The 21,619-nt window shown below is 60.9% G+C and carries 18 protein-coding genes; 16 read left to right on the top strand and 2 right to left on the bottom strand.

What is annotated here, in order from left to right; genetic code table 11:
• The first annotated feature begins 6 nt into the window (after positions 1–6).
• The 15 genes from tssB (at position 7) to L8I05_RS25075 (ending at position 18,180) form a co-directional block, all read left to right on the top strand.
• A complete protein-coding gene (gene tssB, locus L8I05_RS25145; protein ID WP_197627865.1) occupies positions 7–504 on the top strand; it encodes a type VI secretion system contractile sheath small subunit in 498 nt (165 codons plus the stop codon).
• A 27-nt stretch (positions 505–531) separates the two neighbouring features.
• Positions 532–2,010: a type VI secretion system contractile sheath large subunit gene (gene tssC, locus L8I05_RS25140; RefSeq protein WP_242172402.1), complete on the top strand. Its 1,479-nt coding sequence runs from the start codon at positions 532–534 to the stop codon at positions 2,008–2,010.
• On the top strand, positions 2,007–2,426 hold the full coding sequence (tssE, locus tag L8I05_RS25135) for a type VI secretion system baseplate subunit TssE (protein WP_242172396.1): 420 nt from the start codon (positions 2,007–2,009) through the stop codon (positions 2,424–2,426). The genes tssC and tssE overlap by 4 nt, the downstream gene beginning before the upstream one ends.
• On the top strand, positions 2,416–4,203 hold the full coding sequence (gene tssF / locus L8I05_RS25130) for a type VI secretion system baseplate subunit TssF (protein WP_242172395.1): 1,788 nt from the start codon (positions 2,416–2,418) through the stop codon (positions 4,201–4,203). The genes tssE and tssF overlap by 11 nt, the downstream gene beginning before the upstream one ends.
• On the top strand, positions 4,167–5,174 hold the full coding sequence (tssG, locus tag L8I05_RS25125) for a type VI secretion system baseplate subunit TssG (protein WP_242172386.1): 1,008 nt from the start codon (positions 4,167–4,169) through the stop codon (positions 5,172–5,174). Before tssF ends, tssG begins: the two co-directional genes overlap by 37 nt.
• Positions 5,175–5,186: 12 nt before the next feature.
• Positions 5,187–7,610: an AAA family ATPase gene (locus L8I05_RS25120; RefSeq protein ID WP_242172344.1), complete on the top strand. Its 2,424-nt coding sequence runs from the start codon at positions 5,187–5,189 to the stop codon at positions 7,608–7,610.
• On the top strand, positions 7,610–9,142 hold the full coding sequence (locus L8I05_RS25115) for a sigma 54-interacting transcriptional regulator (protein WP_242172324.1): 1,533 nt from the start codon (positions 7,610–7,612) through the stop codon (positions 9,140–9,142). The genes L8I05_RS25120 and L8I05_RS25115 overlap by 1 nt, the downstream gene beginning before the upstream one ends.
• 83 nt (positions 9,143–9,225) lie before the next feature.
• Positions 9,226–9,357: a type VI secretion protein gene (locus tag L8I05_RS25110; RefSeq protein ID WP_177018144.1), complete on the top strand. Its 132-nt coding sequence runs from the start codon at positions 9,226–9,228 to the stop codon at positions 9,355–9,357.
• 17 nt (positions 9,358–9,374) lie between these two features.
• Positions 9,375–10,544 carry a type VI secretion system-associated FHA domain protein TagH gene (tagH, locus tag L8I05_RS25105; protein ID WP_242172318.1) on the top strand — a complete coding sequence of 390 codons (1,170 nt, stop codon included), beginning with the start codon at positions 9,375–9,377 and terminating at the stop codon, positions 10,542–10,544.
• Positions 10,545–10,555: 11 nt separating this feature from the next.
• Positions 10,556–11,041 carry a type VI secretion system lipoprotein TssJ gene (tssJ, locus tag L8I05_RS25100; RefSeq protein WP_242172306.1) on the top strand — a complete coding sequence of 162 codons (486 nt, stop codon included), beginning with the start codon at positions 10,556–10,558 and terminating at the stop codon, positions 11,039–11,041.
• Between the two features lies 1 nt (position 11,042).
• Positions 11,043–12,371: a type VI secretion system baseplate subunit TssK gene (tssK, locus tag L8I05_RS25095; RefSeq protein WP_242172275.1), complete on the top strand. Its 1,329-nt coding sequence runs from the start codon at positions 11,043–11,045 to the stop codon at positions 12,369–12,371.
• Positions 12,372–12,376: 5 nt separating this feature from the next.
• Positions 12,377–13,237 (top strand): type IVB secretion system protein IcmH/DotU, encoded by an 861-nt coding sequence (gene icmH / locus L8I05_RS25090; protein ID WP_242172272.1) that lies wholly within the window; start codon positions 12,377–12,379, stop codon positions 13,235–13,237.
• A gap of 16 nt (positions 13,238–13,253) precedes the next feature.
• Entirely contained in the window at positions 13,254–16,613 is a 3,360-nt protein-coding gene (tssM, locus tag L8I05_RS25085; RefSeq protein WP_242172246.1) for a type VI secretion system membrane subunit TssM, read from the top strand.
• A gap of 5 nt (positions 16,614–16,618) precedes the next feature.
• Positions 16,619–17,341: a PP2C family serine/threonine-protein phosphatase gene (locus L8I05_RS25080; protein ID WP_242172856.1), complete on the top strand. Its 723-nt coding sequence runs from the start codon at positions 16,619–16,621 to the stop codon at positions 17,339–17,341.
• Positions 17,338–18,180, top strand: coding sequence for a serine/threonine-protein kinase (locus L8I05_RS25075; protein ID WP_242172237.1), 843 nt, complete (start codon positions 17,338–17,340; stop codon positions 18,178–18,180). Before L8I05_RS25080 ends, L8I05_RS25075 begins: the two co-directional genes overlap by 4 nt.
• An 8-nt stretch (positions 18,181–18,188) precedes the next feature.
• On the opposite strand, the gene L8I05_RS25070 is transcribed toward L8I05_RS25075, so the two are convergent.
• Positions 18,189–18,518 (bottom strand): DUF6388 family protein, encoded by a 330-nt coding sequence (locus tag L8I05_RS25070; protein ID WP_242172214.1) that lies wholly within the window; start codon positions 18,516–18,518, stop codon positions 18,189–18,191.
• Between the two features lie 174 nt (positions 18,519–18,692).
• Between L8I05_RS25070 and L8I05_RS25065 the strand changes: the two genes are divergently transcribed.
• Positions 18,693–20,765 carry an EAL domain-containing protein gene (locus tag L8I05_RS25065; RefSeq protein ID WP_242172207.1) on the top strand — a complete coding sequence of 691 codons (2,073 nt, stop codon included), beginning with the start codon at positions 18,693–18,695 and terminating at the stop codon, positions 20,763–20,765.
• Here L8I05_RS25065 and L8I05_RS25060 read toward each other — a convergent pair.
• The gene (locus tag L8I05_RS25060) at positions 20,762–21,610 is read right to left on the bottom strand and encodes a metal-dependent hydrolase (protein WP_242172205.1); all 849 of its coding nucleotides are present in this window, start codon (positions 21,608–21,610) and stop codon (positions 20,762–20,764) included. The genes L8I05_RS25065 and L8I05_RS25060 overlap by 4 nt on opposite strands.
• Positions 21,611–21,619: the final 9 nt, after the last annotated feature.

Genomic DNA, 21,619 nt, shown 5'->3' with positions numbered 1-21,619 from the left:
AATGCCGTGGCCAAAGACGGTTCGGTAGCACCCAAGGAACGTATCAATATCACCTTCAAGCCCGCCATTGGCGGCGCCCAAGAGGAAGTCGAGCTGCCGTTGAAATTGCTCGTGCTGGGGGATTTCAGCCAGCGTGAGGACTCGCGCAAGCTCGAAGATCGAAAGCCCATTGGTATCGACAAGCACACCCTTGATGAGGTGCTGGCCAAACAGGCGTTGAGCTTGACGTTGAGCGTGCCCAACCGCTTGCAGGAGAACACGGATGTCGAAGCGTTGGCCGTCCAGGTGCGGATCAACTCGATGAAGGATTTCAACCCCGCCAACCTGGTTGAGCAAATACCCGAGTTACACAAACTGATGGCATTGCGGGAGGCGTTGATGGCGCTCAAAGGGCCCTTGGGCAATACACCCAGCTTTCGCAAAGCCATTGAGCAGGCACTGGCCGATGACGAGTCGCGTGCGCGGGTACTTGCTGAGCTGGGGCTGAGCAGCCCCGTCACCTGAATACTTCAGTAAAAGGACACTGACACCATGATCACCACCCAGCCCAACCCGCAGCCCGCAAGCGCCGCTGACGAGTACAGCATCCTCGACAACATCGTTGCCCAGACACTGCTGAGTGCCGACGACGAAGCGTACGGCATTGCCAAACGTGGCGTGTCGGCGTTCATCGAGGAGCTGCTCAAGCCGCAGAACAGCGCAGAACCGGTGAAGAAACGCCTGGTCGACCGGATGATTGCCGAGATCGACACCAAACTCAGCCAGCAAATGGACGAAATTCTCCATCACCCGGATTTCCAGGCGCTGGAGTCGGCCTGGAAGGGCTTGCAGCTGCTGGTCGACCGTACCAACTTCCGAGAGAACATCAAGATCGAACTGCTGAATGTCTCGCGGCAGGATCTGCTGGATGATTTTGAGGACTCGCCGGAAATTACCCAGTCCGGGCTTTACAAGCATATCTACAGCGCCGAATACGGCCAGTTCGGTGGTCAGCCGGTCGGCGCGATCATTGCCAACTATTTCCTGTCACCCAGTGCACCGGACGTGAAGCTGATGCAATACGCATCCAGCGTTGCCTGTATGGCTCACGCACCTTTTATTGCCGCTGCCGGGCCGGCCTTCTTCGGGTTGGAAAGCTTCACAGGTTTGCCTGATCTCAAGGACCTCAGGGACCATTTCGAAGGCCCCCAGTTTGCCAAATGGCAAAGTTTTCGCCAGAGCGAAGACGCGCGCTATATCGGCCTTACGGTTCCGCGCTTCCTGCTGCGAACGCCCTATGACCCGCTTGAATGCCCGGTTAAAACCTTTGCCTACCGGGAAACCGTGGTCAACAGCCACGAGCATTATCTATGGGGCAATACCGCGTATGCCTTTGCTACGCGCCTGACCGACAGCTTCGCGCGCTTTCGCTGGTGTCCGAACATCATCGGCCCGCAAAGCGGCGGGGCAGTGGAGGACTTGCCGCTGCATCACTTTCAGAGCATGGGCGAGATTGAAACCAAGATCCCGACCGAAGTGCTGGTTTCGGACCGGCGTGAATACGAGCTGGCACAAGAAGGGTTTATTGCCCTGACCATGCGCAAGGGCAGTGACAATGCGGCGTTCTTTTCCGCCAGTTCCGTGCAAAAACCCAAGTCGTTTGGCATCAGTGAAGAGGGCAAGGCGGCCGAGTTGAATTACCGACTTGGCACCCAACTGCCCTACATGATGGTGGTCAATCGTCTGGCTCATTACCTCAAGGTTTTGCAGCGCGAGCAGCTGGGTTCGTGGAAAGAACGCACGGACCTGGAGTTGGAACTCAACAAGTGGATTCGCCAATACGTGGCCGATCAGGAGAACCCCAGTGCAGAGGTGCGTGGACGCCGCCCATTGCGCGCAGCTCGCATCGTCGTCAGCGATGTCGACGGAGAACCAGGCTGGTATCGGGTTAACTTGAGCGTGCGCCCGCACTTCAAGTACATGGGCGCAGACTTCACGTTGTCGCTGGTCGGCAAGCTCGATAAAGAATGAGCCGAAGCCAGGGGAGGCCCCACCACAATAGCCTGTTCGAACGCCTCGAATGCGATGCGCAAACCCCGGCGTGCAGCGTGGCATCTGTTGCTGCACATTTGGAAAAAATGCTCAGCACCCGCGCAGGCAGTGTCCAGACGCTGCCTGACTACGGCTTGCCTGACCTCAATGATATGCGGCTCAGCCTGCATGAATCCTTGAGCCAGTCGCGCGTACTGATCGAACGTTTCATCCGGGCGTACGAGCCGCGGTTGGCGAATGCGCGTGTCAGGGTTCTGCCACGGGTGAGTGAACCCTTGACCCTGGCATTTTCGATTGAAGCAGCGCTGTTGCTGGAGGGTGTCATGCAGCCGGTTGTGTTTCATGCGCGGCTGGCGGATGCCGGTCGTGTCGAGGTAAGTGTTGATGGGCTTTAACCGCTATTTCCAAAGTGAGCTGAGCGCCTTGCGGCAACTTGGGCGGCAGTTCTCTGAGCGTAACCCTGCGTTGGCACCGTTTCTTGCGCAGACCGGCCAGGACCCCGATGTAGAGCGGCTGCTGGAGGGTTTTGCGTTCCTCACGGGGCGCCTGCGCCAGAAGCTGGATGACGAGTTGCCAGAGCTGACGCATTCCTTGATGCACTTGCTATGGCCGAACTACATGCGGCCAATGCCTGCGTTCAGCATCCTGCAATTTGACCCCTTGAAACGTGCCGGCCCCAGTGTGCGAGTGGCGCGCGATACCGCCGTGGAGAGCGCCGCTGTCCAAGGCGAGCGCTGTCGCTTTCGGACCTGCTACGCCACCGACGTCATGCCACTGCAACTCAGCGGCCTGGAGTACACGTGCCAGGGCGAAACCGCACGGTTGGACCTGCGCTTGAACATGAGTGCCGAAGGCAATTTCACTGAGCTGGCATTTGATTCCTTGCGCCTGCACCTGGCGGGGGACCGCTACATCAGCCAAGGGCTCTACCTCAGTTTGTTGCGCCACCTTGACGGCATCGATTTGCGCTTGCTGGATCACGCAGGCTTGCCGGTCAACCGCGCCGATGGGCAACCGGCAACACTGCGTTTGCGCGCCAGTCAGGTCCAGCCGGTGGGGTTTTCAGAGGCGCAGGCGTTGATTCCGTATCCGCAGAATACGTTCCGCGGTTACCGACACCTGCAGGAATACTTTGCGTTCCCGGACAAGTACCTGTTTGTCGATGTCGAGGGGCTGAGTGTGCTGCACTCGCTTCCCCATGAATTGCTCAAGCAAGTGCAGGGCATGGTGCTGCGCTTCGAGTTGCGCACCCAGGGGCATCGCCCCCCAAGGCCCACCCTGGACAACCTGAAGTTGTATTGCACACCCATCGTCAACCTGTTCAAACATGATGCGGTGCCCGTTCGCCTGGACGGTAAGCAGGACGAGTACCTCTTGGTGCCGGGGGAATATACGGCGGGCAATGCCGCTGTATTTTCCGTGGACAGTGTCATCGGCTGGCGCCCCGGCGGCCTGGGCTATCAGACCTACGTGCCGTTCGAGTCCTTTGAACATGACGAGGACAGTGACCTGGCGGTGGCGCCGTCCAGCTACAGCCTCCGCCAACGCTTGTCGTTGCAGCATGGCGGCCTTGATACCTGGATGGGCTTCTGTGCGCGCGCAGGGGACGGTCAGGAAACACTCTCGATTGAACTGACCTGTACCAATAGCAACCTGCCACGGCAATTACGTGCAGGCGACATAAACCGGCCCTGCGAACAGGCCCCTGAGTCACTCACCTTCCGCAATATCACGGCACCCACGGCGAGCTTCGTGCCGCCGCTGGATCAGGATTTCCTGTGGAAGCTGATCAGCAACATGTCACTCAACTATGTGTCGTTGACCGATATCAGCGCCTTGAAGGTGATCCTGCAAACCTACGATTTGCCGCGCTATCACGATCGACAGGCGCAAAAGGTCAGCCAGACAAGGCTGGGCGCGTTGCGGTCGATCAGCCACGAAGCAGTCGACCGGTTGCACCGAGGGTTGCCCGTTCGCGGTTTACGGGTGGACCTGACAGTCGACCCCCAGGGCTTTCTCGGGTTGGGCGACATGTTTGTGTTTGCCTCTGTCCTCAATGAGTTCTTCGCGCTCTACGCCAGCCTTAATTCGTACCACGAGTTGCGAGTCACCAGCACACAAGGAGACGTGTATCTATGGCCATCCCGGATGGGGCAACAACCCCTGCTTTGAACCACCTGTGTCGTGTCATCCGCGAATACACGCTATTTCAGGCGGTGCAGCAGGTGATCGAGCGATTGCGCGAGGCCCATCCGTTGCTGGATGAGGACGCGCTGTATGAGCACCTTGAGTTCCAGGCCAACCCTGGCCTGGGGTTTGCCGGGCATGACATCGATCATGTGGCGTTTTTTGTGGAGCACGGCCATCTGCGCGCTCGACTGCGCCTCAACATCCTGGGGTTATTTGGTGCCGGGTCGCCATTGCCGGCGTTTTATGGCGAACAGGCATTTACCGAGCGCCCTGGGGGCAACCCCACTCGCGATTTCCTCGACCTGTTCCACCAGCGGCTGCACCGCCTGATGTTGCCGATCTGGCGTAAGTACCGTTACCGCGCGTGTTTCCAGCGCGGTGCCAGCGATGTCTTTTCCGAGCAGATGTTTGCGCTTATCGGCTTGGGTGGCGAGGCGATTCGTCAAGCTACGCAACTGGATTGCAAGCGCCTGTTGCCGTACTTGGGGCTCCTGAGTTTGCGCGCCCATTCGGCGACGTTGATCGAGACCGTACTGCGGCATTACTTCAAGCACAGCCCTTTGTTCATTGAACAGTGGGTTGAGCGCACGGTGGAGGTTGCCCCTTTGCAGCGCAATCACTTGGGGGTCGCCAATAGCGAGCTCGGTCAAAACCTGGTGCTGGGGCAGCGTGTGGCTGACCGTAGCGGCAAATTCAGGGTGCACATGCGGGCGCTGAGTTGGCAACGACTGCACGAGTTCCTGCCCACTGGCAGTGGGTATCAGCCCTTGTGCTCACTGGTGCGTTTCACCACACGCGACCCGTTGGAGTACGACTTGCGGCTGGTGTTGGCCGAAGGCGAGATCAAGGCGCTGCACATTGGCGAGCGCAACGTCTGCCGCCTGGGGTGGACCACTTGGCTGGTGCCTGAACATGCCGACGGCGTGGTCACGCTTGCGGGCAATTTTCGTTAGGGGCTGATGATCATGATTAATGTGGACCTGCAACAACTCATACGTACGTTGACAGCCCAGGCACGGCAAGACCTGGAACGCGCAGCTGAGCGCTGTGTGATGCGCGGTGGCCGTGAAGTGCTGGTGGAAGATTTACTCCTGGCATTGCTTGAGCAGCCCGACGGGTTAATGGTCAAGGCCCTGGCAGATGCAGGCGTGCAGGCGAGCGAGCTGCACGCCGTGTTGCAGCCCAGAAGTGAACAGAGCGCTACGCGCAACCCGGTCTTTGCCCAGGCGCTGGTTCACTGGCTGCAGCAGGCGCTGATGGTTGCTCATATTGAGCTGGAACAACGCTGTGTGGATCACGGCGCGCTGTTGCTGGCATTGCTGCGCCACCCGCTGGATTATTCCGGCAGCGGTTACTACGGCGTGCTAAGCCGTCTGGATGCCGGCCGTGTGCGTGATTTTTTGGCGAGCCAGGTGTCAGCGCCCCAGCCCGTGGTGACGGAGTCGCTGCTGCAGCGCTTTACGCATGATCTGACGGCTCAAGCGCGCGAAGGGTTGATCGACCCGGTGTTGTGTCGCGACAGCGAAATTCGACAACTGATTGACATCCTTGTGCGACGGCGCAAGAACAACCCGATTCTGGTCGGCGAGGCCGGTGTGGGCAAAACGGCGATTGTCGAAGGGCTTGCCTTGAAGATCGTCGCTTCTGAGGTGCCCGAAGCGCTCAATAATGTGCGCCTGTTGACCCTGGATCTGGGCCTGCTGCAAGCCGGTGCCAGCCTCAAGGGTGAATTCGAGCGGCGCCTCAAAGGCTTGATCGATGAGGTCAACGCTGCGCCACAGCCGGTGATTCTGTTTATCGATGAAGCCCATACCCTGGTCGGCGCCGGAGGCCAGACGGGAGGTTCCGACGCCGCCAACCTGCTCAAGCCGGCATTGGCGCGGGGAGGGCTGCGCACTATCGCCGCGACTACGTGGGCGGAGTACAAACAGTACATCGAAAAAGACCCGGCATTGGCGCGGCGTTTTCAGCCGGTACTGGTCGGCGAGCCGAGTGTTGAAGAGGCTGTGTCAATCCTGCGCGGCCTGGTCCCGGTTTATGAGGCGAGCCATGGGGTTTATGTGCGCGACGATGCCGTCGTCGCGGCGGCGCATATGAGCGCGCGTTACCTCGCGGGTCGCCAGTTGCCGGACAAGGCCGTGGATGTACTGGATACCGCCTGCGCGCGTGTGCGCACGCGCCAGGCTCTGCCACCTGAGGCATTGCAGCATCTTTGCGCGCAACTGGCAGAAGGCAACCGACACTATCTGGCATTAAGTCGCGACGCTGACAGGGGATTGCCGGCCGAAGCGCAGACGTTGCAGGCGTTGAACCTGCGCCTGGAAGGCCTGGCGTGCGAGCGCCAGGCGCTGGAGCAGCAGGGCGGGCAATCATCGAACACGCTGGAGGTGTGCCCGCGCCTGGTGGCGCAAGTGATCAGCGCCTGGACCGGTATTCCGCTGGAGCAACTGGCACTTGAGCCCAACGAAAAAGTCCTGGGCTTTGCCGATGCCCTGCGCGCTCGAATCCTGGGGCAGGAGCATGCCGTGCAAGCCCTTGACCGCGCATTGCGGGCCGTGGCTGCCGGGCTTAACAAGCCCGATGCGCCGGTAGGGGTTTTTCTGCTGGTGGGCCCCAGTGGCGTCGGCAAGACAGACACGGCACTGGCCCTGGCCGATCTTTTGTACGGCGGTGAGCGGTTTATCACCACCATCAACATGTCGGAGTATCAGGAACAGCATGCCTTGTCCCGACTGATCGGTGCTCCACCGGGCTACATCGGTTACGGCGAGGGCGGCATCCTCACGGAAGCTGTGCGCCAACGCCCTTATTCAGTGGTGCTGCTTGATGAGGTCGAGAAAGCCGACCCGCAAGTACTGAACCTGTTTTACCAGGTCTTCGACAAGGGCCGCGCCAATGACGGCGAGGGGCGAGAAATTGATTTTCGCAACACGCTGCTCTTGATGACTTCAAACCTCGGCAGCGATTGCATCAGCGCACTCTGTGCAGACGGCCGGCGACCAGACACCCACGTGCTGCAGGACGCAATCCACCCAATCTTGCGTGCTCATTTCAAGCCGGCGTTGTTAGCCAGGATGCGTGTCGTGCCGTACTACCCGATTGCCGGGCAGGTGCTGCATGACGTGGCACGGCTCAAGCTGGCAAGCCTGGGTGAGCGGCTGCAACGACGCCAGCTCGCCTTCAGTTATTCGTCCGAACTGATTGCGCACATGGCCCAGCGCTGTGCCCATGGTGATAGCGGTGCGCGGTACATCGACCAATGGATCGAGCGGGAGTTGCTGCCACAGATGGTGGACCGTCTTCTGAATGCCATGGCCATGGGCGAATCATTGTCCTTGGCCCATGCGCGATTGGACGGTAACGGCCAGCCGACGTGCGAGTTCAGCTGATGAACGACGCCCTGTTTACCGGTTTGTCCGACCCTTTGGCCTATGCCGATAGCTTGCTGAACTGCTTGATGAGCCTGGGCCAAGGCCGTGATGCGTCAACCTTGCCCGACCTGTGTGTTGCGGGCGCCGCACAACTGAGCCAGTGCGAACTCAGCCAGTTGTATCGGGTTGATGAGGTCACGGGGCGACTGGACCTGATCGCCCAGCATTTACTGGGAGCGCCAACGCGCGTCGATCCGGCTGTGGGTGCGGTATGGCAAGAACAGCAGCTGCTGCATTACGTGCTCAACCAGCGCAGCGTGCTCGGCGTCGATGACGTGCAGCGGTGCCTGTATGACACGGCTTTTCTGCCGATCACGCAGCACCGCTGGTGTTCACTCTTGGCGGTGCCGCTGTTCAATCAATCCCAGCAGGTGAACGGCGTGCTGCTGTGCGCCAGTTGGCAGGCAACGTCGTTGCTGGGCTACGCCCCTTCGTTGGGCAAACTGGGCGGCTTTGCCTTGAGCCAGCTGCGTCTGCTCCGGGGCGTGCAGCCCGCGCCAAGCGCCAAAAAGGCGCAACGCGGTACACCGGTGACAGGTGCGTACGGCTTGATCGGCAACAGCGCTGCGATTGAGGCGACCTGCCACTTGATCGACAAAGTCCTGCATACCCCTTACACCGTTCTGCTACGCGGCGAGACCGGCACCGGCAAGGAGGTCGTGGCACGCGCTATTCACACGGCGGGGCCGCGCAGTGGCCAAGCGTTTGTGGTGCAAAATTGCGCGGCCTTCCCGGAGGGGTTGCTCGAAAGTGAGCTGTTTGGCTACCGCAAAGGCGCCTTCACCGGCGCCGAGCGCAATTACGCAGGGCTGTTTGACGCCGCACATGGCGGGACCTTGCTGCTGGATGAGATCGGCGACATGCCGCTGGCCTTGCAAGCCAAGTTGCTGCGGGTATTGCAGGAAGGCGAGGTGCGTCCATTGGGCGCCAGCTCTGCCCATAAGGTTGATGTGCGCATCATCGCCGCGACCCACCGCGATCTGTCTGCGATGGTGGCGCAAGGCAGTTTCCGTGAAGACCTCTATTACCGACTCGCACAGTTCCCTATCCAATTGCCGGCCTTGCGTGAGCGCGATGGTGATGTGCTGCAACTGGCGCGACATTTCGCTGAAAAGGCGTGCGCGTCACTGGGGAGGGCGGCTGTTGAGTGGTCGAACAGCGCACTTGACCAACTGTCGAGCCATGGCTTCCCCGGCAATGTCCGTGAGCTCAAGTGCCTGGTGGAACGCGCCGTTTTATTGTGTGACGACGGTGTGATTCTGCCCATGCACCTGTCACTGCCACTGGCCCCGGCTGCCGCCGTGGCACTCGACACCACGCTACGCCAGCGCATGGAGCGGGTGGAGCGGGTGTTCCTGATTGATTGCCTGCACAAAAATCGTGGCAATCGCACCCGCACCGCGCGTGAGCTTGGCGTTGCGCGGCGCACGCTGCTCTACCGTCTGGCGCGGCTGAATATCCCTATTGGCGATGCCAAGGGGGAGTGCTGAATGCTGTGCTTGAGCGCTGCCGAGTATCAACGCCGCCTGCGTCGAATCGGACGTGGCGACCTTAACGTTTTGGAGGAAAGCTGATGCCTGTTCGTTCGTGGCAAGCCGTCGTGCTTGTGTTGTGTTTACTGGGTGGTTGCAGCGCGAACTACGTGTTTGATGATGCCGATTACCGCCCGCTGGGTGAGCCGAAGGTGATAACCCGTGACCATTGAATGGGGAGAGCCCGACCATGCAACTCGTGTTTGAAGTATGTGATGTCAAGGGCGTCAACAGCGCAGTATCGGCGCGTAAAATGTTCGACGGCACCGGCGGTGTGATTGGCCGCGGTGCGGGTTGTGACTGGATGATTGCCGATTCCAGCCGCCTGCTTTCCAGTCACCATGGATTGGTCGCTTACCGCGAAGGCCGGTACTTTTTAACCGATATCAGCACTAACGGTATCGGAGTATCCGGCAGTGCCGAGCGACTGCACAAAGGGCAGGCGCGATTGATCGGCGACGGCGAGGTGTTTGAATTGGGGCCGTTTGCGATACGTGCACGCTTGATCACGCCGGTACGGTCTGTGGACACGCCATACGATGCCCGCAGCGGCGCCATTCCCGATGATGCATTCCTGACGTTGGACCCTATCCAGGCACTGGACCTGGAGCATCGGCAGCAGACCAGGTCGCAGGAGTTGGCGGCATTGGAGGAGGCCACTGAGGGGCCTGGGTCGTGGCCGGATAACCGTGTGGTCAGCAGAGACCATCTGACGATACCGCGTCGGGCTGAGCCTGCCCGGGAAACCCTCTCGAAACCTTGCGTGATGGTGCCGACGGATACCAACGCCTTTGGGGAACAGTTTGCGGCGGCGCTGGGCATTCGCCTGGAGACGCTCGACCGCGCGAGCCAGGAGGCCCTGGCGATCAAGGTGGCACGCTTGCTTCGTGTGGGCGTCGAGGGGCTGCAGCAAAGCCTGCATACCTGTGAAGAGCTCAAACATGAGCTGGGCCTGGCGTTTGTTGGCCCTCTGCAAAAAAGCCGCAACCCCTTGAGCGCGTGTGTCGATACCGATGCTGCCTTGGCGACGCTGCTGGGGCTGGCGGACGCGCACCATTTACCTGCCGAACAGGCCATTACCCAGGCTCATCGGGCTCTACAGGCTCATCAGGTTGCACTGCTGGCGGCGTCTCGCAGTGCGCTGCGCAACATACGCAATGCCTTCGCGCCGGGTCATCTACTGATGTGCTTTGCGTCTCGGGGCAAGCGGCCGCGGTTTGCCACTGACGGGGGGCACTGGCGGGCTTACCAGCGCCACTATCAGCACTGGATTGAGGATGAGCAGTGGTCAGGCGGCGATTTCGCCACGGCCTATGAGGAGCAGCTTCGTTTGATCTCAACACTGCACGCCGATTATTAAGGATGATAGTTATGTATCGAGCCACGCTTGTTTCAATGCTGCTCCTGCTCGGTGTGTTGGCCGGTTGCAGCGCGGTGTCGCCGTTTTCCACGTTGACCAAATTGGATGTGACGCTCACCGCCGGTGACCAGGTCAACCCTGACCTGCACGGCCGCCCCTCGCCAGTGGTGGTACACCTGCTTGAGTTGCGACATCCCGTGGCTTTTGAGAATGCCGACTTTTTCAGCCTGTACAGCAATGCCGAACAAGCGCTGCCCAAGGATTGGGTGGGCAGCGAGGAACTTGAGCTGCGCCCGGGTGAACGGCTGAGCCTCAAGCTCAGGCTTGAACCTGGAGCGCGTTTTCTGGGGGTACTGGCGGCCTATCGAGACCTGCCTCATGTGCAATGGCGAATGGTCATCCCGGTCACCGTGCAACAGCTGACCGTTGCTGACCTGGTGCTGGACCAATCGGGTATTCGCGTGGTTTCGCACCTTCCTGACAAGGAGGGCAAGTGATATGCCGATTCATAAAGTCATCTGGCAGGAAGGCATGTTGCTCAGGCCACAGCATTTCCAGCACAACGACCGGTATTACCAGCAGCAGCTCAATCAAGTTCGGTTGCTCGACACGGACGCCTGGGGTTTCCTCACGCTTGAGTTGGACGTGCAGTACTTGAATTTTGGCAAGGTAGTGGTCAACCAGGCCTCTGGCGTTTTGCCGGACGGCAGCCTGTTCGAGCTGGGTGGGACGATGGAACCCTTGGTCCTGCAGGTGCCCGCCAACTCGGGCAAGCAAGCGATTTATCTGGCGTTGCCGCTGGCCACCGGCAACCAGGTCGAGGTCCGCGAGCAGCAGCAGGTCGATGTCCTGTCACGCTACCTGGCCTGTGAGGTTGAGGTGGGTGATTCGAACGCCGGCATCGACTCTCGATTACGCATCAATTGCGCACGCCCTGATCTGCGTCTTCTGTTGGGAGACCAGCCCAGTGACCATGGCTTGATCAAGCTCAAGGTCGCGCAGGTAGTGAGCGCCTCCGATGAAGGCGGCGTGACCTTGGACACGGATTTCACACCGACCTTCATCTTTCTGCAGGGCAGCGCCTATCTGTCATCGTGCCTCAAGGAAGTCATCAGCCTGTTGGCGAGTCGCGGGGACGCCATTGCGGCGCGTATGCGCGGCGACGGTGTGGCAGCAGGCTCGGAAATTGGCGACTTCCTGATGTTGCAACTGATCAATCGCACCGAACTGGAGCTGCGCCACTACTTGAGCCAGGCCCAGGTGCGCCCGCATGTGTTGTTCCGAGCGCTGCTGTCGATGGTGGGTGAGTTATCAACGTTCGCCAGCGCCAGCAAGCGCGCGCAGCTGGACGTACGCTACAGGCATGGCGATCAGAGTGAGAGTTTTCGTGAGCTGATGGCGGGCGTTCGAGACGTGCTGTCGATGGTCCTGGAGCAGCACGCCCTTGAGCTGCCACTGCAGCAACGCCAATACGGGGTGCTGGTCTGCCCGGTGAGCGACCTGAAGCTGCTGGGCACGGCAACCTTCATTCTCGCGGCCACGGCGCAGTGTGATTCGGAGGAGTTGCGTCATCGCCTGCCGGCCCATCTGAAGGTCGGCCCGGTGGAGCGCATACGCGAGCTGGTTAACCTGCACTTGGCGGGTATCAAGGTCAAGCCACTGCCGGTGGCGCCGCGACAGCTTCCGTTCCATGCCGCAAAAACCTATTTCATGCTCGATCTGAATGCCCGCGATATCACGCAGTTGCAGCAGTCGGGCGGTTTTGCCTTCCATGTCGGCGGTGAATTTTCAGCGCTTGAACTCAACTTCTGGGCCATCAGGAACTGAACACTATGGACAGTGAATACCCGCAGGACGAAAAAACCGTATTGCTCGACCATGAAGGCCGTGGCCCGGCACAGGGGCCGATAACCGACTTCCCCGCGCCGCCGCGCTTTGAGCAATTGGAAGATCGGATGATCTACGCGGCCCGCCTGCACGACGCGCAAGGCTTCAAGGTTGGTCTCAATCCACTGGTCGCTGCAGCATCGGCTGTATTGTCGCAAGTGATTGAGCTCAAGGGCTGCTCCGGTCGCGAAAGCCTGGGCACGGTCAACGATCGACTCTCAGCGGCGGTCACTCAATTTGAAGCCCGTGCCTTGCAGTGCGGTGTCGAGGCCAGCCAGGTCATGTCGGCGCGCTACGTGCTGTGCAGCGTCGTCGATGAGGCCGTGGTCACCACGGCCTGGGGTAATCGCAGCGATTGGTCAAAGATGAGCCTGTTGAGTCGCTTTCACAACGAAACCTTCGGCGGTGAAAAAGTCTTCCAGCTGTTGGAGCGGCTGTCCCGCGATCCGGTCAAGCATTTGGCGATGCTGGAGCTGATGTACCTGTGCCTGTCCATCGGTTTCGAAGGCAAGTACCGCATCATGGAACGCGGTGCATCGCAGCTCGAGAGCGTCCGCGACGCCTTGTATCGACAGATACGGCAAGTGCGCGGTGAACCCACCCGGCAACGTGTGCCGCCGGTCAAGGCGGGGCGCGCACGGCGTGGGCGATTACGCGTGATTTCAACGGCGTGGCTCGCAGTCTTCACCCTGACCTGTGTGCTGGCGATGTACGCAGGGTTTGCCTGGAAGCTGGGCCTCGAGGTCACGACCACGCTGCAACCCCTTCAATTTTCGGCGTCGGCACCGACTCAGACGCCCTTGTAAACGCTGGGAGCAATGAATGAACGCATTCTTTAAGAGCGCGAGCACCGTGCTGGGCAGGTTTTGGGTCTGGAGCTTGCTGCTGGTGCTTTCCTGTGCAGTGTTGGTGTGGTGCGCCGGGCCGTTGCTGGCGGTGGATGATTACCGCTTCTGGCAAAGCCAGACGGCTCGACTGGTCACCCTCTGCGCGTTGTTTCTGTTGTGGGGGCTGGCGATGGTCGTTGCCGGTGGCCGCCGTGCGAGCACGCCCGGAAGTCCTGAACGTGAGGTTTGCCAGCCGTCTTCGGCCGGGGCGCAAGATGAGCAGAAACAGGTACGTGGTCGCTTCAAGGAGGCGGTTCAGCGCCTGAAAACCTCACGGCGTTACGCAGGGCACAACGCACGTTGGCGCAATGACTTGCCGTGGTACTTGTTGATCGGCGGGCCTGCCAGCGGCAAAACGCATTTATTGGCCGCGGCTGGTTTGCAGTCGCCGCTGGATCACGTTGAGGCGAGGGCGATGCACGGCACTGCACATTGCGAATGGTATTTTGCCGACGAAGGCGTACTCATCGATACGCCGGGGCGCTACTTGACGCAACCCGACAGTGTGGTGGATGCCGCGGGCTGGTCGACACTGTTGAGTGCGCTCAGGTTGCGGCGTCGAGTACGCCCACTCAATGGTGTGGTGGTGACGTTATCGGTAGACGCGCTGTTGAGCGGCAATGAGCACGATCTGGACCTCCATGCTCGCCGTGTGCATTCACGCTTGCAGGAAGTGCAGCAGACATTGCACGTGGATGTACCGGTGTACCTGGTGCTGACTCAGGCTGATCGGGTACCGGGGTTTGCCGAATTCTTCGACGCCTCCTTGGCAGAGGACGCTGAAAGCGTGCTGGGCGAGTTCCTCGACCCGGGTGCGGCGGGCATTGAGGTCACACAGGTGCGCCAGGCGTTCGAGGCGCTGCTGCAAGGTTTGAGCGCTGAGCTGATGACGCGATTGCACCAGGAGCGCAATGTTGACCGTCGGGGTCGTATGCTGGATTTCCCTCAGCACGCGGCGCAGCTCGGCGAGCGTTTGTGCCTGTTTGTCGAGTCGGCTTTTTCCGCTCACCGTTACCAGCGGATCAAGGGGCTGCGCGGCTTCTATTTGACCTGTGCCGGCGACAGGCGCAGCCACTTCGTCCAGGGCTTGTTCAGTCGGGTGATCTTCACTGAGGCGGGTCTGGCGGGGCTGCAGGCCACGGAGCAACGGCGCATTCGTCGGCGCCTGGGGATGCAGGCCCTGGCCATGGCGGGTGTGATCGGTGGCGCCGGGTGGCTTTGGGCCTACAGTTATTCAGTCAACCAACAGCGCCTGGCGCAATTGGCAACATTGCTCGCACACCCGTCGCCCACTGTGCCGGATATTCACCAGACCCTGGCGCTGTTGGATGCGCGCTGGGCGGCGACGCAGGTGTTTGCGCCGGTTGCGGACGTCACGTTTATTGAGCGCGCCGGCTTGTACCCAGGTGAGGCGAGCCGCCCACCACTGACCCGCGCCTATGAGCAGGCCCTGCTGACACCGTTACTGGCGCAGATAACGGCACAGCTCGAAGAGCAGGTGCGCGCAAGCCTGGGGGACCGTGAACAGCTGCTGGACCACCTGCGTGCATACCTGATGCTTAATCTGCGTGAGCGCCGAGACAGCGCATGGCTGGCGCAGCGGGTGGCAGACCAATGGTCCTTGAGTCATGTGGGCGATGCGTCGGCGCAGAGGCGCCTGAATGAACACTTGGCACGTCTGCTCAAGCAACCGTTTGCAGCACCACTCGATGAAACGCTTGTAGCCACCGCGCGGGAAAAACTGCGCGGTGAGTCGCTGGCCGATGCGGTCTACCGCGCCCTGCGTGAGCAATCGCGCAACCTGGAGCCTGTGCGTCTGGCCGAGGGCAAGGTGTTCGCGGGTATAGACCCACCGATTCCCGGTTTCTATTCAAAACGCTATGTGCAGTACTTCGAGGCGCAAGGCCCAAGGCTGGTGAACGCCATCGCGCAGGACAACTGGGTACTGGGGCAGAGCACCGACCTCAGTGCCATGGAGTTGCGCCGGCTGATGGCGGAACTGCACCAGCGCTATTTCAGTGAGTATGCCGATGTCTGGAGCGCAGCCCTTGGGCAGGTCAAGCTGCAACGCACTGACAGCCTCAAGCAGGATGCCGAACAGCTGGCGAGCCTGACATCGGCCCAGTCACCGTTGCTGCAGTTATTGCTGTCACTGCGTGAAAACACACGTTTGCTGCCCGCCCCGCAACTGTTGAGCACGTTAACCCCCGCGGTCGGTGAGGCCGGCGAACGGGTGCAGTCGGTGCTGGCCGATGGGCGGGTGGCGGCGGTTCCAGACACTGCGCGGCGTGCGCTGCAACGGCGTTTTGAACCGTTGCACCAACTGCTTGATGAACAGCAGAACCCCGGTGTGGAGTTGACCCAGGCATTGCGCGTGCTCGACGAATTGCACTTGCAATTCACTGCGCTGAATCGGGAGAACTTGCCTGAGCAGGCGGCCTTCCAGCGGGTCAAGCGGCGAATGGAGGGGCAGCAGGATGCGTTGGGCAGCCTGCGCGATGCCGCTGCGCGTCTGCCGTTGCCGCTCGCCGGCTGGTTTGAGGGCATGGCTGACGACAGTTGGCGCCACTTGCTGGAAGGGGCTTATGTGCATGTCAATCAACGCTACCAAAGCGAGGTGCACGGCCTCTACGCCAAAGCGATTCGCCAGCGGTACCCCTTCGAGGCCCACGCGACCAGCGAGGTTGCACTTCATGATTTTCAGGAGTTCTTCAAGCCCAATGGTGTGATGGCGGGCTTTTACGAGGCCTATCTGCGGCCTTTCATCAGTGCTGACGGCAACCGCTACCGGCTGCGAGGGCTGGATGGCCATAGCTTGCCGATATCGCGCTCATTGCTGGAGCAACTGACGAAAGCTCAGGTCATCCGTCGCGCTTTCTTCCCCGAGAGCAACAGTGGGTTGTCTGTTCGATTTACCCTGGCGCCCTATAGCCTGGATCAGTCGGTCAGTCGCGCGACCCTGCGTTTTGGCGAGAAGCAGCTTGAGTATCGCCATGGTCCGATCGTGAGCATGGCGTTTGAGTGGCCCACCGACGCGGACAATGGTCGTAGCAGCCTGGTACTGGAAAGAGGCGCCGAACAACGGCCATTGGGTATCGAGAAAAACACTGGGGCCTGGTCGCTCTTCAGGTTTTTCGACTTATTGCAAAAAGAACCCGCCAGTGGACGCAGTGCGCAGCTGTACAAGGCAGACCTCGCCGGTTTGCGCGCCAATTACCTGCTCACCAGCCAACGCACTCCCAGCCCGTTTGACATGGAGGCATGGCGCACTTTCCGCCTGCCGGAGCAACTGTGAAGGCCCTGCACCTTCAGTGGCGCAGTGCCGGGCGAACGCAACGGGGCGAGGCCAGGGCGCGTAACGAAGATGCCTTTCTGGACTGCCCGCAGAATGGCTGCTGGGCCGTGGCGGACGGTATGGGCGGGCACCGCGACGGTGATGTCGCGAGCCAATGGGTGATCAGCAGCCTTGCATCGTTAACGGTTGAGGGAAGCCTGGACCAACGCGTCAAGGCCGCTCAGCAACGTTTGCAAAGTGTCAACCAGAGGCTAGGGAGTGCGACCGCGCGATCCACCGCCAGCGCCGATGCCACGATGGGCAGTACCGTCGTGGCGTTACTGCTTGAAGAGGGCCGGGCGGCCTGCGTGTGGGCGGGAGACAGTCGTTGTTACCTCTGGCGCCGGCAGCGTCTGTACCAGTTGTCGAGGGATCACTCGCTGCTTCAACGCCTTATGGCTGAGCGCCGATTGAGCCTGGCGCAAGCCCAGGCACACCCGGATGCAAGGGCATTGACCCGCGCGATTGGGGCGCGCACGTCATTGCGGCTTGAGAGGCTGGAGCTCAACACCCAGCCGGGCGATGTGTTTCTGTTGTGCAGCGATGGTTTGTATCAGGCACTCAGCCATCAGCAACTGGGGCGCGCGTTGAGCGAGGGGACGCCGCAGCAAGTGGTAGAGCGGTTATTTGCGATGGTGTTACGCACACCCGCGCGGGATGACTTGACCGCAGTGGTGGTACAGCCATGAGTGAAACCTGGGCCCCACCCGGTTTACTCGCCGGGCGCTATCACCTGGAGCGCGAGCTGGGCAGGGGCGGCATGGGCGTGGTGTATCGCGCCCGAGACCTGTTGCACGAGCAGTTTGGCGAGCCCGGTTCCAGCGTCGCCCTCAAACTGCTGGGCGAGGCCTTTGCTGCGTGCCCTGACGCCCATGTGCTGCTGTACAGCGAGTTCGCGACGACCCGCAGCCTGCGCCATGCTTGCGTGGTCCGGGCATTTTCGTTCGAGGTCGACAGCGGCAGCCGTACGGCGTTCTTTACCATGGAGTTGCTACACGGCGTGACCCTGGACCGACTGCTGCTGGAGTGTCCGGGGGGCTTGTCGTGGCCAGAGCTGCAGCCGATGGTCTTGCAGTTGCTGGATGCGCTGGTTTATACCCACCAGCGAAATGTGCTGCACGGCGATGTGAAACCCGCCAACGTCATGCTGAGCGAGGAGGGCATTCGCCTGTTCGATTTTGGCCTGGGCCTTGCTCAGGCGCAGGTGGCGGCAGGTTTGCCGAGTTTGAGCCGCAACCGTTTTAAGGCGTGGACCCGCGCTTACGCCGCCCCGGAACTGCTGGCGGGCGGCGCGTTGACCGCTGCCGCCGACCTGTATGGCGTGGCGTGCATTGTTTACGAATTGGCCCAAGGCAAACGCCTTGGCGAACAGCAGCCCAGGCACACACTGGCGCGCCCTCGGCAACTGCCCAGGCAGTGCTGGCCGGCGTTACGCGCCGCCCTGGCGGTTGACCCTGAGCGCCGAACCCTCACCGTTGCCGAATTGCGCGAGGCGCTGGGGTGCGCGCGACGTGCCTGGTACCTGTAGCAAAAACCTTACCCCGCCAAACCATGCAACTGACAGTATTCAGCCCAGCTCAACCCCGCCATCTGCGCGACTTCCTTGTGCACCTCAAGGCGCTGGGCTTCGAAGGCTTCGGCGGAGTCGGCGGTCAACTTGAGGGTCAGTTCCCAGGCGAACAGGTTCTGGCGTTCCGCTTCGGCTTCAAAGGCTTCGTGCAGGCGTTCGGCGCGGTACTGCGCCAGGGTTTCGCCTTTGGCCTGCGCGGCCAGGGGGTTGAGGGTGTCCAGCTGCGTGGCCACGTCCGGATGTTCGCTCAAGAATCGGTCCAGCGCACGCTGGTGGTTATCACCGGGTTCTGACAAGGGCTTGCTCCCGTTTGGGTGAATTAATTAAAGGGGGCCGTGCCCCGAACGAGCCACAGGTTAGCGGAATAATTACCCGCCGGTGCGGCAAAAGTCTTTCGCGCAGGCTATCAGGGCGTGTAGCGTTAACGCGGGTTTTCGGGCTTGCCCATCGAGGGCGCAGAGGGATTGGTCATGGCGCAAACGCTGTTCAAACTGTTCCTGACGCAGCGTCTGGCGGCCTTGGCCAGCACCGAATCGTTGCGCGCGATCCGTGAAGGCTTGTTGTGGATTTTGCCGTGCCTGCTGGTGTCGGCCGGCTTCCTGATCTTGTCTGAATGCGCCAAGGTGCTGGGGTTCGATCCGCAGGTGGTGGCCTTTCTGTCCGGGTTGCACAACCAGATCAGCTCGGTGATCCCGCTGTTGGTGGCTGCCTCGATTGGTTACATGCTGGCGATCCAGCACCGCCTGCCCCAATTGCCGGTGGCCTTCCTGTGCCTGGCCCATGTGATGGTCGCCACGTTTGTCTTGCGTGAGTACCCACGGGCGTCGGCCACGTTCATGTTGTTTATCGCGATTGCCTCGCCGCTGCTCAATGTGCCGGCGATGGCCTGGCTGCACCGCTTTCGCTGGACCCGGCTGGTCAACGCGGACCTGGTCGGGCATAACCTGCGCGGCACCATCAATATGGTGGTGCCGGGCGCCATCACGGCGCTGTGCCTGGTGGTGCTGTTGTCGTTGCTGTTGCAGATTCCCTATGTGGCGCAACTGCAGGGGCCGCAGGTGCTCGATGCGCTGCAATCGCCGTATGGCAGCGGTGTGTTTGTGACCTTGATGAATTCGCTGCTGTGGTTTTTCGGTATTCATGGCGTGTATGCCATGCAGCCGTTGTTCGATGTGCTGGACCAGGCCGTGGTGCTGAACGCCAGCGCATCCGCTGCGAGTGAGCCGGTCAAGTACCTGCTCAACAGCGGTTTGCTCGGCAGTTTCGCGTTTATCGGTGGCTCGGGCGGCGCGTTGTGCCTGTTGTTGGCGCTCCTGCTGTTTTCCAGGAGCCAGCCTATGCGTTTGCTGGCGATGGCCAGTTTGCCGCTGTCGCTGTTCAACGTCAGTGAGGTGCTGTTGTTCGGCTTGCCGATTATTCTCAACTCGCGCTTGTTCATTCCGTTTCTACTGGTGCCGGCCGTCAACACGCTGCTGGCGTTGATGGTGGTGCAGGTGGGGTGGGTGTCACCGGCGGTGGCCAGTGTGCCGTTTACCGCGCCGGTGCTGCTCAACGCCTACCTCAGCACCCATGGCGACGTGGCGGCGGTGGTGCTGCAACTGGCGTTGCTGGGCCTCGGCACGTTGGTGTATGCGCCGTATGTGCGCGCGATTCATCGGCAGGCCAGCGAAGGCGGCACGGTGTACCTCAAATCCTTGGACATGACCTTTCGCGGCCTCGAAGAGAAAGGCCGCCTGCTGGAACTGGACCCGGTGCTGGCCTCGCACAAGCGCGTGGCCCGCCAGGCCGTGGAGTTAAGCCGGATCCAGCAGATCAGCGATTACGAGTTCTACCTCGAATTCCAGCCACAAATCTCCACGCGCACCGGCCTGTGCACTGGTTGCGAAGCACTGATGCGTGCGCGGGACAACCAGGGCACGGTGCATTCGCCCTGGGAGTTCCTGCAGTGGCTGGCCCAGGCGCGGTTGATGCCGGACGTGGATGTGTGGGTGGCGTCCCAGGCGGTGCGCCAGTACCAGACGTGGCGCAAGAGCGGCTTTGCCTTGCCGATGACCATCAATATTTCCAGCGCCACCCTGACCGATGCGGCCTACGGTGATCGGCTGGTGGAGATCCTCACCCAGGCCCATGGCCAGGTGTCGGTGGAAATCACCGAGGACGCCTTGGTCAGTGATATCCAGGCCACGCGCCAGACCATGCATAAACTGCAGGCCATCGGTGCCAAAGTGTATATCGATGACTTCGGCACCGGTTTTTCCGCCTTGAGTTACCTGCACCAGTTTCCGGTGGACTTCATCAAGATCGACCGCAGTTTTGTGGTGGCCCAGCGCGACCCCAAGGGCGCGCAGGTGCTGACCGGCATGCTGCGCTTTTGTGAGGCGCTGAACCTGGGCGTGGTGGTCGAGGGCGTCGAGACCGCCGAGCAGTTGGCGTTCTTGAATACCGGCACTGAGCTGTTCATTCAGGGCTGGTATTTCAGTAAGGCGCTGCCCGCCGACCAGTTGCAACGCTTTGTGCGCGAACGCGCGGCGGCCCAGGTTTAAACCGCCTGCGCGGCGTATTCGCGCTGGGTCTGCTCGATTTCCTCCACCAGCGTTTCGATCCGCGCCAGGCGCGCGCGGTTGTCGTGGTCCCAGGGGTGAAAGCCCGGTTTGAAGTAGTGCAGCCACGGCCGCACCATGCGTGGGAACACGCCTTTGGGCCCATACAGAAACTTGAGCATGCGCCAGAAGCCCTTCAGGTGCCCGCCGGCCTTGCGATCGGCGATCAGCAGGCGCACGTGATAATCAAACACCACCAGCCAGAAGAACAGGGTGGTGGTCAGCATGGTGCCGGTGCGCAGCAGATAGCGCCCTGGCCCGGGCTTGATCACGCGGTTCCACACATCGTAAGCCACGGCTTTGTGCTCGGTTTCTTCGAGGGCGTGCCAGTACCACATTTGCTGGTAGCCCTTGAGTGAATCGCCAAACCGCGTGGGGTCGCTGAGCAGGATTTCCGCGAGCATCGCCGTGTAATGTTCAAGGGCGATGGTCACTGCCAGGTTGAACGACGGCGGCAGGTGTTTTTTCTGCAGGTCGAGGATGAATTTGAGACGCCGGTCCAGGGTGTGCGCCGGCAGGCCGGCCGCCTGCAAGTGGTCGTTGTAGGCCACGTGTTCGCGGCTGTGCATGGCTTCCTGGCCGATAAACCCCTGGATCTCTTTTTTCAGTTCGGGATCGTCGATGCGCTGGCGGTAGTGGCGCACGCTGTCCATGAAAAACAGCTCGCCTTGAGGAAACAGCAGTGACAATGCATTGAAGAAATGCGTGATGAACGGGCCTTGTTCATGCCAGTCCTTGATGCGCTCGGCAGGCAAGGCAAAGCGGATGTCGCGACGGATGGGCAGCATTTCAGGTGC

Origin of the sequence: Pseudomonas sp. MONT-RG-20F-20-E-7-02, from assembly GCF_022662395.1 — a bacterium.
GTDB lineage: Bacteria > Pseudomonadota > Gammaproteobacteria > Pseudomonadales > Pseudomonadaceae > Aquipseudomonas.
Note: the sequence above shows the minus strand (reverse complement) of the source record. Positions and strands in the feature narration are given on the sequence as shown.

Coding starts and splice junctions, on each gene's coding strand:
- L8I05_RS25075 (WP_242172237.1), top strand. CDS start 17,338: ATGAGTGAAACCTGGGCCCCACCCGGTTTACTCGCCGGGCGCTATCAC.
- tagH (WP_242172318.1), top strand. CDS start 9,375: ATGCAACTCGTGTTTGAAGTATGTGATGTCAAGGGCGTCAACAGCGCA.
- tssC (WP_242172402.1), top strand. CDS start 532: ATGATCACCACCCAGCCCAACCCGCAGCCCGCAAGCGCCGCTGACGAG.
- icmH (WP_242172272.1), top strand. CDS start 12,377: ATGGACAGTGAATACCCGCAGGACGAAAAAACCGTATTGCTCGACCAT.
- tssJ (WP_242172306.1), top strand. CDS start 10,556: ATGTATCGAGCCACGCTTGTTTCAATGCTGCTCCTGCTCGGTGTGTTG.
- tssM (WP_242172246.1), top strand. CDS start 13,254: ATGAACGCATTCTTTAAGAGCGCGAGCACCGTGCTGGGCAGGTTTTGG.
- tssF (WP_242172395.1), top strand. CDS start 2,416: ATGGGCTTTAACCGCTATTTCCAAAGTGAGCTGAGCGCCTTGCGGCAA.
- L8I05_RS25060 (WP_242172205.1), bottom strand. CDS start 21,610: ATGCTGCCCATCCGTCGCGACATCCGCTTTGCCTTGCCTGCCGAGCGC.
- tssK (WP_242172275.1), top strand. CDS start 11,043: ATGCCGATTCATAAAGTCATCTGGCAGGAAGGCATGTTGCTCAGGCCA.
- L8I05_RS25110 (WP_177018144.1), top strand. CDS start 9,226: ATGCCTGTTCGTTCGTGGCAAGCCGTCGTGCTTGTGTTGTGTTTACTG.
- L8I05_RS25115 (WP_242172324.1), top strand. CDS start 7,610: ATGAACGACGCCCTGTTTACCGGTTTGTCCGACCCTTTGGCCTATGCC.
- L8I05_RS25120 (WP_242172344.1), top strand. CDS start 5,187: ATGATTAATGTGGACCTGCAACAACTCATACGTACGTTGACAGCCCAG.
- tssG (WP_242172386.1), top strand. CDS start 4,167: ATGGCCATCCCGGATGGGGCAACAACCCCTGCTTTGAACCACCTGTGT.
- L8I05_RS25065 (WP_242172207.1), top strand. CDS start 18,693: ATGGCGCAAACGCTGTTCAAACTGTTCCTGACGCAGCGTCTGGCGGCC.
- tssE (WP_242172396.1), top strand. CDS start 2,007: ATGAGCCGAAGCCAGGGGAGGCCCCACCACAATAGCCTGTTCGAACGC.